Here is an 11,823-nt window from a genome sequence, read left to right on the forward strand (position 1 = left end):
GTTATAGGAAGGTCCACGGCATGAACGTCATTAGATCATTCCGCAATCTCGACCGGCACGGCCAACAGCGCGCGCCTGAGGTCATCGAGGAAGAAGTGCGGCAACTTGAACCGCACCTTGTGCGCTTTCGCGAGGATCTGGTCCGGCTCGAAGTCGTTGCCTCGCAGACGAGGGGCAAGAAGCGCATCAAAGTCAGCCTGCGCCTGCAACTGCCGTCGGGCGTGATCGCGGCGAGGGAAGAGGGATTCGAGATCGAGCCTGTCCTGCGCAAGGCCTTTGCCGACCTGCGCCACCAGGTCGATCGGCATGTGGCGCGCCTCAAGCACGAGCCTGAATACAAGCGTCCCGCCCGCCGGCGCCGGATCGGCGCCCCGCTGCCGCCCGCGCGGGATGCGGCGGAAGCGGACCGGCGCCAGCTCTTCTTTGACCTGATCGAGGATCATCTCGATACGATCTATGACACCGTCAGGCGCGAGTTGACCTATCTCGAATGCAGCGGATCGGTACCGGAGGGATATCTGAGCGTTCGCGGTCTCTTCGATGCGACGATCCTCAAGGGGCTGGCCCGCTTCGAGGATCGGCCTTCGGAGTTTTCCGTCGGCGACTGGCTGAAACGGCTGGCTTTTGAGACCATCGAGGAAGAATCCCGCGCCGCCCGCCGCGCCGTGCCTGAGGATGCCGCCTCCATCGAGGCGGAACCCGAGGCCCCGGCGGAGGATCCGACCGAGGCGGATCAGGCGATGTTCGAGTTCTACCAACCCGACGAAGTGCTGATGCTGGAGGACCTCCTCGCCGACGACGGCGGCACAGACCCCGAGAGCCAAGCGGATCGGCATAAGATCGCCATGGTGCTGCACCGGGCAATCGCCGATCTTCCGTCGGTCGAACGCCGCGTTCTCTATCGGCTCCACCTCGACAACGCTACGATCGCGGAGACGGCAGACCTTTTCGGCCTGACCGAGACAGTGGTCGCCGAGATCGCAGAAAATGCGGGCGCGACACTACGCGCGAGGCTTGCCGAAGCCGGGTTGGTCAGAGATCCATCAGGCCGCGTGCCCATCGAACGGGAAATCGCTCACACGCAGCGTCTGCCTCAGCCGATCGAGGATCGCCGCCGCGTGGCCGCCGCCCTAATCGGCGAGGAGGCCGGCTCCGACACCTGACATGGAACTGAATAGGAGATCGACCAATGACCACAGCCTCTGAAAACCCGACCGACAAGATGCAGGACATGCTGTGCAGCCTGTCCCGGAATTGGTGGGCATTCGTGTTACGCGGCGTGCTCGCATTGATCATCGCAGTGCTAGCCTTCGTCATGCCTGCGGAATCGCTTCTGGCGCTCACGCTGGTCTTCGGCGCGTTTGCCTTTGCCGACGGCGTGTTCGGCCTCGTCGCCGCGATACGTAACATCCGCAAGGGCGAAGGCTGGGGCTGGCTGATGTTCAGCGGCATTCTAGGCATCGCCACGGGCGTCGTCGTGGTTGTCTCGCCTTTTGTCGCGACGCTTGTGCTTGCGACATTCCTCTGGGCCAGCATCGCATTCTGGTCCGTGTTCTCGGGTGCCCTCGAGATCGCGGCAGCGATCCGCCTGCGAAAGGAAATCAACGGCGAAATCTGGCTGATCCTGAGCGGCCTTCTCTCGGTCTTTCTCGGTGTTGCCGTGACCTGGATGCTGCTGACGCGCCCGGTCGAAAGCTTCCTCGCGCTCGGCTGGCTGATCGGCTTCTACGCCGCGGTCTTCGGGGGGATGATGATCCTCCTGGGGCTACGGCTTCGCAAGGCGGATCGTTCGGACGGTGCGGCCTTCGATAACGCTCCCCCATCGGCAAAGGCGTGAGGTGCCCTGTGGTGGATGACGGGCGACTTGCCGGCGAGGAGCACGATTTCACCCGATGGGACAAAACGATCTTCGACCGTTGCCTGAGCACCGGCTTCAATCCGTTCGGCAGCGGTCCGACGCCAATCTTCTTGCGGCACCGGGACGCACAGGCGCCGGACGCCGATGCAAAGCCGTGCATGCCACCTGACACCGAAAATGCGAGGTGCTGATGTCGAACCGCCTGCCTGACTTGGCATTTGCTGCTGCGGCCGCTGCCTTGGGCATCGGCATCGTTTTCGTTTTTCGTTCGATGTATCTTGCCGAAGACATACTGCCTTTCGCGCAGGAGATGACGCTCATCTTCCTCGGCGCTGTCGTGACGATCATTCTGACCGCGGCGCTTCTCAATCGCCAGACCGATCTCGAGCTTCGCAAGGAAGGAAGGGTCATCATCCTCCAGCAGCAATGCGACATTTACATGGCCTGTATCGAGAAGGTCGCAGAGATCGTGGAAACCGCAAGGCACGATGCGAAGCTGATCGATGAACTGCGTGTTCTCAGCCACAAGCTGGCTGTGGTCGCGAGTGCAGGGGTCGTGTCCAGCTTCGAGCAGGTACTGGAGAGCTTGCAGTCCGGTTTTGCTGACGGCACGCTCTCGGACGGGGACGGAGAGGGCGTGATGAATGCCGTCGCCGATCTCACGATAGCCATGCGGTCGGACGTCCTGCACGCTGCTGCCTTTCCTTCGCAGAACACCGAACGCGCCGTTCGCCTGAATTCGAGGCGAATGGAAAAACTCGACGATCTCGAACGTCACCTTCTCGTATCCACCGACACCCGGGAGAACTGATATGCGCGGCCATAATCGCCCACCATTCCCGCCGAAAATTCCGGGAACCGATCTGCCATCCTGGGACGTGCCGACGGCAATCATCTACCGTCCTGCCCGTTCCGCGATGACATCGGCGCCTCGGCCCAACTACTGGGTCCTCGAGTTCGAGCCGTCCCGGCCGCCGCAGATCGAGCCGCTGATGGGATACACGTCCAGCGGCGATCCCTATCGTCCGATCCGGCTGAAGTTTCCGGATCGCGACAGCGCCGTGGACTTCGCAGAGCGGCAGGACTGGCATTATGTCGTGCGCGAGGACGCTGGGGGAGCCCGGATGGCGAACCCTTGGGCGGGTGAGACGCGCCACCGGCTGCACAGGGGCGTCGATGCCCCGGGAGCCTTCCGGGTCCCGTTCCGCCCCGATCGCCGCCTCTCAAGAGGCGTCCAGCATGAGAGCACGGCCGACCCGTCTACCAGCGACAGGGAGAGTTTCGATCCGGTCCTCGAAGCCTCGCTCGAATCCTTCCCCGCCTCTGATCCTCCGGCGTGGACGGGTGTGACAATTGCAAGAAAGACGACGTGATGACGGCCAGCTGCATGCGCTCGGGGAAATGAGATGTTTCCATGGGCCGATACCGTTGCTCGCAGATACCCCCCCGTGGCCGTCTGGTCAGTCGTCGGGATCAGCCTTCTCGCTTTCCTCTACCAGAGCGGCCTGCCACCGCGTGCGCTCAACCGGTTCCTGTTCGACTTCGCGCTGGTGCCGTCGCGCGTCTTCGGTCAGCTCCGTCTCATCGCCCCGTCCGATTGGACGCCGTTCCTGACAAACATCTTCCTGCACGGGGATGGCTTCATCTCATCCTCAACATGTGGACGGGCATCGTAAAGTTAACTTCAGCGAAGCAAAAGCGTGACGCCCGCCACGTGCACTGCTCATGCGCGAGCGATCTTCGCCCATAGGTTCATCGCCGCTGTGCGCAGTTCGCGATGATGGCTGGAGGGAATGTCGTGGCGCGGGATGTGGAAGAGGTTGGCAATCGGATCATGGATGGAAACGAAGAGTTGCAGATGTCGCTTTGACTTGAAGCGCTTCATGATCCGCTCTCGCCGTCGGATCGGCTGGTGGGAATTCTCCGCCCGATTGTTCAGGCCTTTATGGGAGCGGTGCTCGACACCGGGCATGATTTCCTGCTTTGCGGCGCCATACGAGCGAAGCTTGTCGGTGATCATCACGCGCGGCGATCGTCCCTGGCCTTTCAAAAGCTTGCGCATCAGGCGCTTGGCCGCCTTGGCGTCGCGGCGGCTTTGCACCAGAACCTCCAGGACAAAACCGTCCTGATCCACGGCGCGCCATAGCCAATGCTTCTTGCCCCGGATCGAAATAACGACCTCATCGAGATGCCATTTATCGCCGAGTCGGCCGCGCGAACGTTGACGGATTTGGTTGGCGAAAGTTCGTCCGAATTTCTCTGCCCACAGCCGGATCGTTTGATGCGAGACAATGATGCCGCGAGCGGCCAGCATGTCTTCGACCATCCGCAGGCTCAGGGGAAAACGGAAATAGAGCCACACCGCGTGGGCAATGATTTCAGCGGGAAAGCGGTGACGACGGTAGAGCGGATCACGGTCTGTCATGCCTCTTCATCGCCTATCAAGCCCCAAGTTCCGTTAACTTTACGATGCCTCTAAATTCGTTCGGCAAAGCGCCTGATGCGTTGCACCAGGCGCCTCTTGTTCCTGTCACATCGCGTTACTTGATGGCGAGGATGTCGAAGTTGTGGACGTTAGCGACCACACCGTCGTCCCACCCGCCAGCGACCAACTCCGCTGCCCGTTCGTTCAGCAGCCCGGCGACTTGACCGGCAAAGTGTGCTTCACGGCCAGCATTGTTGGTGAAGGTGTCGAAGATTGCGAAGGATGTTTCGTCAATCTGCAGCGCCGCCCAGAACAGTGTGCCGGGTTCGGTTTCTCCGACGATGGGACCAGCTGCGGTCAGCAAGGCTGCCAATTCCGGCCCTCGGCCGGGTGCTGCTTCGAGCGTGATGTACGTGGCTGTCGTGGCCGAGTAGAGATCAACCGGTTCCCTCACCGACAGGACATCGGAATTGTTGATATTCGCGACAACACCATCGTCCCAGCCCCCGGCGACCAGCGCGTCGGCATTTTGGTTCAAAGCCGCGGCCACAGCGCCGGAGAAATGCGCATTGCGCGCTTCTTCATCCACGAAGATATCAAAGATCGCGAGCGTATCGTCGGCTTGTAAGGCAAACCAAAGCACGGTGCCTGGTTCGGTGTCCGCGACAATCGGGGCAGCTCCGGCCAGAAATTCGGCGAATGCTTCGGTCTGGCCTTCAGCGGCGGGCATGGCGATGTAGCTGGCAGTGTGATTTTCCATTGGGGTTTCCTGTGCGGGTGCAGATGTCGTGATCAAGGCCAAAGCGGCGAGTGTCTTGAGAATTTGGGCTTTCATGGTCGCCTCCTGATTGAGAGGTCGTTGTGTTTGGTTTCGATGCACCCTTTTCCCATGCCGAATGCCTCAGGCACCAATCCCGAACTTCTATTCTTTGATAGACATGTGCTATGGTGAACCTCATGGCGGAAAGTGACGGAGACTGTGGCAGTGGAGATGAACCAGATCAGGTATTTTTTGGCTGTCTGCCAGCATCGCAACTTCACCCATGCCGCTAGCGCCTCAAATGTTTCGCAACCGTCCTTGACGACCGCGATCAAGAAACTTGAACACGAGCTCGGGGGTGATCTGTTTGTCAGGGACCGCGCGGGATGCAGGTTGACGGCACTCGGAAAACTCATGCAGCCAAGGCTACAGAAAGCGCATGACGAAACGCAGGCAGCTAAGGCAGAAGCCGTCCGCCACACGCGACTAGAGCGGGTTCCTATTTCTGTCGGTGTTGGCGAAACGATTGGTCACAACCGGATTTCAGCCGCCGTGCAACGCTTCCGTACACGATTGCCGCAAGCCGAAATAGAGTTGATCGTGGCGTCTGCCTCCAAGCTTCTGGCCGGATTGCGAGAGGGTGAATTTGACGTCGTTGTCACAGCGGCGACGGTCAGTGAAGACCTCTATCGAATAGACCAGCTCTATGACGAGTCCTACAAGGTTGTGGTGTCCAAGTCGCACCCGTTGTCTGAACGAGACGCTATTTCTCTTTCGACACTCGCTGAAACTGACATGCTCGATCGACCCAATTGCGAAATGCGGGATGCGTTGCATGGGGCATGTGCAGACCAAGGTCACGAACTCTACGCGGCCTATCGGTCAAATCGCGTGGATTGGTTAGTCGAACTCGCGCGGCAGGGATTAGGCGCGGTGATTTTGCCAACCACGGCAATTCCAGCAGATAGGGGCCTCGTTTCGATACTCATCGACGGCCTTGAAATTTCGCGAACTGTTTCTGCTCTTCGTTATCGGCACCAAACGACGAGGCCAGAGACAAATGATCTGATCCGTGAGATTGCGCGTGTGTAGGCGTAGTATCATTGATGGCCGACATTCGCGCATAGTGCAGTAACTAGTACTTTGGGCTCCAAGTGGGGTGGCGTCGCCTTAACCTGACGTAGGACGCAATCATTTCTTTGTCCTGAATTTCAGGCTTGGATCGGCAACGCGATCTCACGCCAGGTTGCGCTGGGGAGGGCGCGGAGTTGGCGATGATCAGCGGCATTCAGGTGTTTTCGATGAAGTTGGAAAAGATTGGCAATTTGGCCGTGGGTTGAGACGAAACGTTGGCATTGACCTGCCGACTTGAACCGCATCATGCGTCGCTCTCGTCGTCGAACGGGAAGGTGAGAATTTTCTGCGAGGTTGTTGAGCCCTTTGTGCGAACGGTGTTCGATCCCCAGCATGATCTCTCGCTTTGCGGCGGAATAAGAACGCAGCTTGTCTGTCACCATCACGCGCGGCGCAACACCTTGGCTCTTCAACAATTTGCGCATCAGCCGAAGAGCGGCTCCCTTGTTTCTGCGGCTTTGCAGCAGAGCATCGAGAACGTAGCCGTTGGCATCGACGGCGCGCCACGGCCAGTATTTCTTGCCCTTGATCGATACGACCATCTCATCGAGATGCCATTTGTCTGCGAAGTTGCCGATCGACCGCCGCTCGAGTTGGTGGGCGAATTTCAGGCCAAACTTAGTCGTCCATTCTGAGACGGTCTGAAACGAGACGGCAATGCCGCGCTCGGCAAGCAGGTCTTCGATATCGCGCAGGCTCAGCGGGAACCGGTAATAGAGCCATACCGCATGCGCGATGATCTCGGCTGGAAAGCGGTGGCGTTTGTATCGGGAGGACGCATCGTCAGTCATGCCGAGCGGTGGATTCGCAACCGTCCCTGCGGCACCTGCCGGGAACGCCCAGTCCGGTTTCGATCGACGAGGTGCACGCGGCGTTAAGAGACCTTGATCGCCGCTGTCATTGTTAAGCGTCAACTTTGAGTGCGTTTGCGGCACAGCGTGGCGCACTCAGTCTGCACGGCTGGTTTTTATCTTTTTGACGGACAGTCCGAAGTTCGCGTCCAAAGACTTCATGAAAGGGGAAAGCTCTTTCGGTAGTGGCGTCAGGCATATCCAACGCCGCGATGAGCGGCGCTACCGTTTCTAGGAGGCTTGCCAGCGCCTGGTAGCAGGCGGCAAGGAGGAGTAGATCGGCGGCCACCAGCCACCAGAGCGAGCCGCCGAAACGGGCGAACCAGACAAGGCTTGCGAGAGAAATGCTCATGGCGAGCAGAATAAACAGCGCCTGCAGCACGTAGAACCTGCGAGAGAGCAACTTCCGGCGGGTGACAGCGTTTTCATGCACGCTTGTGTCTTCATGGATGCCCATATCCCTTTGCCTGCCAGCGGCGCGCGGCGCCGCGCCGTCAGGACTGTAGTGCTTATGGAAAAAGGGGGCAAAACGCAAAGATGCCGGGAAGGGCCGTTTGCCCGGCAGGCGCGCGCAATTTATGAGGGTGGACGCGAACCTCCAGCCTGTGAGCCTTCCATGCCGACAATCAACGGCGATACCCCATGATCGATCCGCAGCGCCCGCTTGCCGGGCATTTCGAGGCGCCCGTCTGCCGCAATTGCGGCGGTGAGCTGCAGTCTCCCTTCTGCCCGGCCTGCGGGCAGAAGAAAGCGCGGCGTTTCGGCTGGGGCGAGGTGCGCGACGAGGCCTGGGACAAGCTGCGCTGGTTCGAGGCCGACATGGTCAAGGCGGCGCTGAACGTGACGTTGCGGCCCGGTCGGGTGGCGCGCGCCTATGTACTGGGCGAGCGCAAGAAACATGTCCACCCCCTGAAACTGCTGCTGACGGCGATCGTGCTGCTGCTCGTCGTCATCCACCAGACGGATTTCTTCGGCTCGGCCAGTCCCGGCCTCAGCAAGGCGATCGCGCTGGTTCAGGACTATTCCAAATGGTCCTTCTCCATCGGCATCCTGGCGATCCTCACGGCCTCGCTCATCGTTTTCCGGCGCCGCGACGGTTTCAACGTGGTCGAGCATCTGGTGCTGGCGACCTATACGCATTTCGTCATCCTGATGGCCAACATCGTCAATCTCCTGCCGCTCTACTGGTGGACCGGCATCGACGCGGTGAAGGCGCACCGCGCCATCTCCGGCTACTACATGAGCTGGATCGAGGCCGGCATCGTCTTCGCCGCCTTCACGCAGTTCTTTGCAATCGATCTTCGCCGGCAATGGTGGTGGCCGCTCATCGGCACCATCGTGTTCTACGCCGTCAAGAAAGGCGCGCTCTATCTCTACGGGCGCGCGGTGATCCGGATCGTCATGGCCCAGCTCACCTGAGGCGGATGCGGCGAAACCGCTGTTTACAACGAGGAGGAAATCAATGGTGATGAACCTGCGAACCTGGAAATTCATGCTCGGCCTTTCCGCCGCAACGCTTGCCCTGACGACTGCCGTCGAGGCCGGCACGTCGCCCATTCTTGGAGCAAGGGGCGGTCTCCTGACGCCGATCCCCAACGATGCGGCGATCTGCGACGACATGTTCAGCCGTCTCGAAGAACAGGACCGCGCCGTGCTGGTCGCGGAGGCGGAAACGAAGAAGCCGAGCGAGGAGGAGCTCGCCGCCGAGCTCAGCGATCTCCTGCAGGCCTGTTCCTATGACGGCCAAGCCTTCAAGGTCGATCCGCGCGCGCTGGCCGGCTCCGACGGCACGGACGGCAGGGAAGCGGTGCGCAACATCATGCGCTTCACCGGCCTGCCGCAGAACTTCAAGGTGGTGGAGGGCGAGGTGCCCAATGCGGCGGCGCTCATCGTCATGGGCAGCGAGGGCGTGCCCGAGCGCGTCATCGCCTATAACGCCACCTTCATGAAACAGGTGCGCGAGGCGACGATCAACAACGACTGGGCCAGCATTTCCATCATGGCGCACGAGATCGGCCATCACCTATCCGGGCACACGCTGCTGCCCGGCGGCAGCCAGCCGCCGATCGAGCTGGAGGCTGACAAGTTCTCCGGCTTCGTGCTCTACAAGATGGGCGCGGCGCTGAACGATGCGACCAAGGCGATCAGCACGCTGATCCCGGAGGAGGACGGCCCTACCCATCCCGGCCGTAAGAAGCGCCTCGTCGCCATCGAGGCCGGCTGGACGGAATCCTGCGAACAGCAGGCTGGCCCGCAATGCGGGGGCGCGGAAGTCGCCGCCGCCGATCCGCAGCCGGATGCGGGCACCGGGACCAAGGTGGAAACCGGCGCGGCGACGACCGGACTTGCCGCGGGTACGCAGGACGGCAATGCCGCGCTAGCCCCCTCGGGCGGTAGCGAGCCATCGCAGGATCTGGCGGGCCTCACCCGCGAGGAGCTGGAGGCACGGCTGATTGAGGCGATGGGGGAACTGACCAAGCCGGGCGCCGATATCGATGCGGTGAGCAAAACGGTCGATGCCATCAACACGGCGATGGCGACGGCCAAGAGCGCGCCCGTTGAAAAGAAGAAGCCGCTGGAGCGGCTGGCGGGTGCCGTCATGGACCATGTGCCGAAGCTCGATGCCGCAAGCACGCCCTCGAAGTTCGACCGCTTCGTCTATGACGAATTCGGCCTGTTCGAGCCGGCGTTGCGCGAAAAGCTGGCCAAGGCCGCCTTCGATTTCGCGGAGACGAACAATATCGAGATCGTCACCATCATCGCCAAGGACCTGCAGGGCCGCAGCGCCGACCAGTATGCGTTGGATGCGATGCGCCAGCTGCGTGTCGGCAAGCTGGAGGTCGGCAACGGAGCGGTGCTGGTGCTTGCGCCGGGCTCCAATGCGGCGGGCATCGCGCTCGGTGCGGGGCTCATCGTCGAGTACAAGGACACGAGCCGCCTTCGCGAATCCCTCGGCCGCATCCTCGGCCTTCTGGAGAACGGCATGAACCCGGCCGGAGCGGGCGAACTGCTCGCCGATACCGCCGACCGCATCATGCGCGACACCGGCTATATGGAATGGCATGTGCGGTTCCGGAGCCTGGAGGAGATGATCGCGACCGCCGAGAAGGCCGATGCCGTCCTCAAGGAAACCGGTGCCTCCTACGATCCGGCCAAGGACCCGACCGCAAACAGGCTCGCCCGCCTGCGCGCAAAGATCGTCACCATGGCGCCGAGCCGCGGCGACAAGGTTCTGGATGTCAACGATATCCACGAGAAGAATGTCGGCCCGGCCATGCATGTGCGCTCTGCCGAGGGGCGCGACGTGCTGGTCTATGTCAACCCGACGGCGGCGGCGCTGATGCCGGTGTCGCTCGAGGTCGGCAAGACATATTCTTTCGTGGTGCGCGAAAGCTTCCTCAAGGGCGATACGCCGCAATTCGATCTTATCAGCTACGATTTGATCGAGTGAACGCCAGCCCACCGGTCGCCCGACAGGGCGGCCGGGCCTACATAAGCTGAGGCATTTTAATGAATAGCCCCGAGTTTCGTAGACGCCCTCGGGTTAGATTTTCTGCTGCTTCTCGAACTCGACGGGCAACAGCATCCCGTTCCTGACGTGTTTGCGTTTCGGGTTGTACAACATCTCGACGTTGGCGGATCCAGCCGACTTCTGCGCGAGTGAGGGCCATGGCCATGAGGCGTTGCCGTGACGCCCCGCCCAGCCGAAGCTGGTGTGAACAGCGGGTCGTTCAGTATATGCCTGAGCTTGTTGAGACGACCAGACAGAACAGACTGCGTGATGTTCAAACGTGCTGCAGCTCGTGTCACATTTTCTTCTTGCAGCAGGGCATCCAGTGCATGCAGGAGGCCGATCTCCAATTCTCCGACGCGATGAACCAAGTGCTGGCTCCTAGGGTCAGGACCCATTGATTTGAACTGACGGCTGTGATTCAGATGGGCGTATAGGAGCCCGACTGATGAGTAATTCGTTTTGGCTGACGGACGAGCAAATGGCTCGTCTTCAGCCCTATTTCCCCAAGAGCCATGGCCGCCAGCGCGTTGATGATCGACGCGTTCTGAGCGGCATCATCTTCGTCAACCGCAACGGGCTGCGTTCGCGTGATGCGCCGAAGGAATATGGCCCGGCGAAGACGCTTTATAACCGCTGGAAACGCTGGGGCGACAAGGGCGTATTTATCCAGATGATGGAAGGTCTGGCCGTGCCTGAAGCCGCAGAGCACAAGACCATCATGATCGATGCGACCTATCTCAAGGCCCACCGCACGGCTTCCAGCTTGCGGGTAAAAAAGGGGGCGCGGGCCGCCTGATTGGACGCACGAAAGGCGGCATGAACACCAAGCTTCATGCCGTAACGGATGCGAGTGGTCGCCCGATCAGCTTCTTCATAACGGCAGGCCAGGTCAGCGATTACACCGGTGCTGCCGCCTTGCTTGATGAACTTCCCAAGGCCAAATGGTTGCTGGCCGACCGTGGCTATGATGCCGACTGGTATCGTGACGCTTTACAGGCGAAGGGGATCACTCCCTGCATTCCAGGTCGAAAATCCCGCAAGAAGACCATCAAATACGACAAACGCCGCTACAAACGGCGCAACCGGATCGAGATCATGTTCGGGCGTCTCAAAGACTGGCGGCGTGTCGCTACGCGTTACGACCGGTGCCCAATGGCCTTTCTCTCCGCCATCGCTCTCGCTGCGACCGTTATCTTCTGGCTATGAGCAATGAGTCCTGACCCTAGCGGGTGGAACCCGTCGCGAAAATCCCAATTCTGCGATTGTCGCGAGTTTCGGGAT

Annotated in this window: 13 protein-coding genes and 1 pseudogene; 9 read left to right on the forward strand and 5 right to left on the reverse strand. The window is 60.6% G+C overall.

Going from position 1 to position 11,823, the window contains the following annotated elements; translation table 11 throughout:
* Positions 1 to 20: 20 nt before the first annotated feature.
* The 5 genes from AABF56_RS31490 (at position 21) to AABF56_RS31510 (ending at position 3,534) form a co-directional block, all read left to right on the forward strand.
* Positions 21 to 1,163, forward strand: coding sequence for a flagellar biosynthesis protein FliA (locus tag AABF56_RS31490; protein ID WP_272809025.1), 1,143 nt, complete (start codon positions 21 to 23; stop codon positions 1,161 to 1,163).
* A 59-nt stretch (positions 1,164 to 1,222) separates the two neighbouring features.
* Positions 1,223 to 1,837, forward strand: coding sequence for an HdeD family acid-resistance protein (locus AABF56_RS31495; protein ID WP_338341936.1), 615 nt, complete (start codon positions 1,223 to 1,225; stop codon positions 1,835 to 1,837).
* A gap of 211 nt (positions 1,838 to 2,048) precedes the next feature.
* Positions 2,049 to 2,669, forward strand: coding sequence for a hypothetical protein (locus AABF56_RS31500; protein WP_037094075.1), 621 nt, complete (start codon positions 2,049 to 2,051; stop codon positions 2,667 to 2,669).
* Between the two features lies 1 nt (position 2,670).
* On the forward strand, positions 2,671 to 3,231 hold the full coding sequence (locus AABF56_RS31505) for an NADH dehydrogenase ubiquinone Fe-S protein 4 (protein WP_037094077.1): 561 nt from the start codon (positions 2,671 to 2,673) through the stop codon (positions 3,229 to 3,231).
* Positions 3,232 to 3,306: 75 nt separating this feature from the next.
* The gene (locus AABF56_RS31510) at positions 3,307 to 3,534 is read left to right on the forward strand and encodes a hypothetical protein (RefSeq protein ID WP_272809027.1); all 228 of its coding nucleotides are present in this window, start codon (positions 3,307 to 3,309) and stop codon (positions 3,532 to 3,534) included.
* 47 nt (positions 3,535 to 3,581) lie between these two features.
* Here AABF56_RS31510 and AABF56_RS31515 read toward each other — a convergent pair whose 3' ends face one another.
* Both AABF56_RS31515 and AABF56_RS31520 read right to left on the reverse strand, forming a co-directional pair.
* Positions 3,582 to 4,283 carry an IS6 family transposase gene (locus AABF56_RS31515; protein WP_072492862.1) on the reverse strand — a complete coding sequence of 234 codons (702 nt, stop codon included), beginning with the start codon at positions 4,281 to 4,283 and terminating at the stop codon, positions 3,582 to 3,584.
* Between the two features lie 115 nt (positions 4,284 to 4,398).
* Positions 4,399 to 5,118, reverse strand: a complete 720-nt coding sequence (locus AABF56_RS31520; protein ID WP_272809028.1) for a putative quinol monooxygenase — start codon at positions 5,116 to 5,118, stop codon at positions 4,399 to 4,401.
* Between the two features lie 156 nt (positions 5,119 to 5,274).
* Between AABF56_RS31520 and AABF56_RS31525 the strand changes: the two genes are divergently transcribed.
* Positions 5,275 to 6,135 (forward strand): LysR family transcriptional regulator, encoded by an 861-nt coding sequence (locus tag AABF56_RS31525; RefSeq protein WP_272809029.1) that lies wholly within the window; start codon positions 5,275 to 5,277, stop codon positions 6,133 to 6,135.
* Between the two features lie 119 nt (positions 6,136 to 6,254).
* Here the strand turns inward: AABF56_RS31525 and AABF56_RS31530 are convergent, their stop codons facing one another.
* Positions 6,255 to 6,968 (reverse strand): IS6-like element ISRsp9 family transposase, encoded by a 714-nt coding sequence (locus AABF56_RS31530; protein ID WP_272809030.1) that lies wholly within the window; start codon positions 6,966 to 6,968, stop codon positions 6,255 to 6,257.
* A 112-nt stretch (positions 6,969 to 7,080) separates the two neighbouring features.
* Positions 7,081 to 7,485: a hypothetical protein gene (locus AABF56_RS31535; RefSeq protein WP_272809031.1), complete on the reverse strand. Its 405-nt coding sequence runs from the start codon at positions 7,483 to 7,485 to the stop codon at positions 7,081 to 7,083.
* Between the two features lie 185 nt (positions 7,486 to 7,670).
* Here AABF56_RS31535 and AABF56_RS31540 point away from each other — a divergent pair, with 185 nt between their 5' ends.
* Positions 7,671 to 8,447, forward strand: coding sequence for a DUF3667 domain-containing protein (locus AABF56_RS31540; RefSeq protein WP_272809032.1), 777 nt, complete (start codon positions 7,671 to 7,673; stop codon positions 8,445 to 8,447).
* 49 nt (positions 8,448 to 8,496) lie between these two features.
* Entirely contained in the window at positions 8,497 to 10,479 is a 1,983-nt protein-coding gene (locus AABF56_RS31545; protein ID WP_272809033.1) for a TPM domain-containing protein, read from the forward strand.
* Positions 10,480 to 10,757: 278 nt separating this feature from the next.
* Here AABF56_RS31545 and AABF56_RS37835 read toward each other — a convergent pair.
* Positions 10,758 to 10,937: pseudogene (locus AABF56_RS37835) on the reverse strand (LysR family transcriptional regulator); the annotation flags it as partial.
* A gap of 50 nt (positions 10,938 to 10,987) precedes the next feature.
* On the opposite strand from AABF56_RS37835, the gene AABF56_RS31555 reads away from it, so the two are divergent.
* Positions 10,988 to 11,748, forward strand: a protein-coding gene (locus tag AABF56_RS31555) for an IS5-like element ISKpn12 family transposase (RefSeq protein WP_272809035.1) whose coding sequence is annotated in 2 segments (ribosomal slippage) — positions 10,988 to 11,312 and positions 11,312 to 11,748 — 762 coding nt in all. Because the reading frame shifts where the segments join, the coding sequence is not laid out codon by codon here.
* The last annotated feature ends 75 nt before the right edge of the window (positions 11,749 to 11,823 follow it).

Origin of the sequence: Shinella sp. WSC3-e (assembly GCF_945994535.1) — a bacterium.
GTDB lineage: Bacteria > Pseudomonadota > Alphaproteobacteria > Rhizobiales > Rhizobiaceae > Shinella > Shinella yambaruensis.

What these genes read in the sequence shown, in the direction of transcription:
- AABF56_RS31495 (WP_338341936.1), top strand. Translation starts at nt 1,223, where the DNA reads ATGCAGGACATGCTGTGCAGCCTGTCCCGGAATTGGTGGGCATTCGTG.
- AABF56_RS31515 (WP_072492862.1), bottom strand. Translation starts at nt 4,283, where the DNA reads ATGACAGACCGTGATCCGCTCTACCGTCGTCACCGCTTTCCCGCTGAA.
- AABF56_RS31540 (WP_272809032.1), top strand. Translation starts at nt 7,671, where the DNA reads ATGATCGATCCGCAGCGCCCGCTTGCCGGGCATTTCGAGGCGCCCGTC.
- AABF56_RS31500 (WP_037094075.1), top strand. Translation starts at nt 2,049, where the DNA reads ATGTCGAACCGCCTGCCTGACTTGGCATTTGCTGCTGCGGCCGCTGCC.
- AABF56_RS31490 (WP_272809025.1), top strand. Translation starts at nt 21, where the DNA reads ATGAACGTCATTAGATCATTCCGCAATCTCGACCGGCACGGCCAACAG.
- AABF56_RS31520 (WP_272809028.1), bottom strand. Translation starts at nt 5,118, where the DNA reads ATGAAAGCCCAAATTCTCAAGACACTCGCCGCTTTGGCCTTGATCACG.
- AABF56_RS31530 (WP_272809030.1), bottom strand. Translation starts at nt 6,968, where the DNA reads ATGACTGACGATGCGTCCTCCCGATACAAACGCCACCGCTTTCCAGCC.
- AABF56_RS31535 (WP_272809031.1), bottom strand. Translation starts at nt 7,485, where the DNA reads ATGGGCATCCATGAAGACACAAGCGTGCATGAAAACGCTGTCACCCGC.
- AABF56_RS31545 (WP_272809033.1), top strand. Translation starts at nt 8,497, where the DNA reads ATGAACCTGCGAACCTGGAAATTCATGCTCGGCCTTTCCGCCGCAACG.
- AABF56_RS31505 (WP_037094077.1), top strand. Translation starts at nt 2,671, where the DNA reads ATGCGCGGCCATAATCGCCCACCATTCCCGCCGAAAATTCCGGGAACC.
- AABF56_RS31525 (WP_272809029.1), top strand. Translation starts at nt 5,275, where the DNA reads ATGAACCAGATCAGGTATTTTTTGGCTGTCTGCCAGCATCGCAACTTC.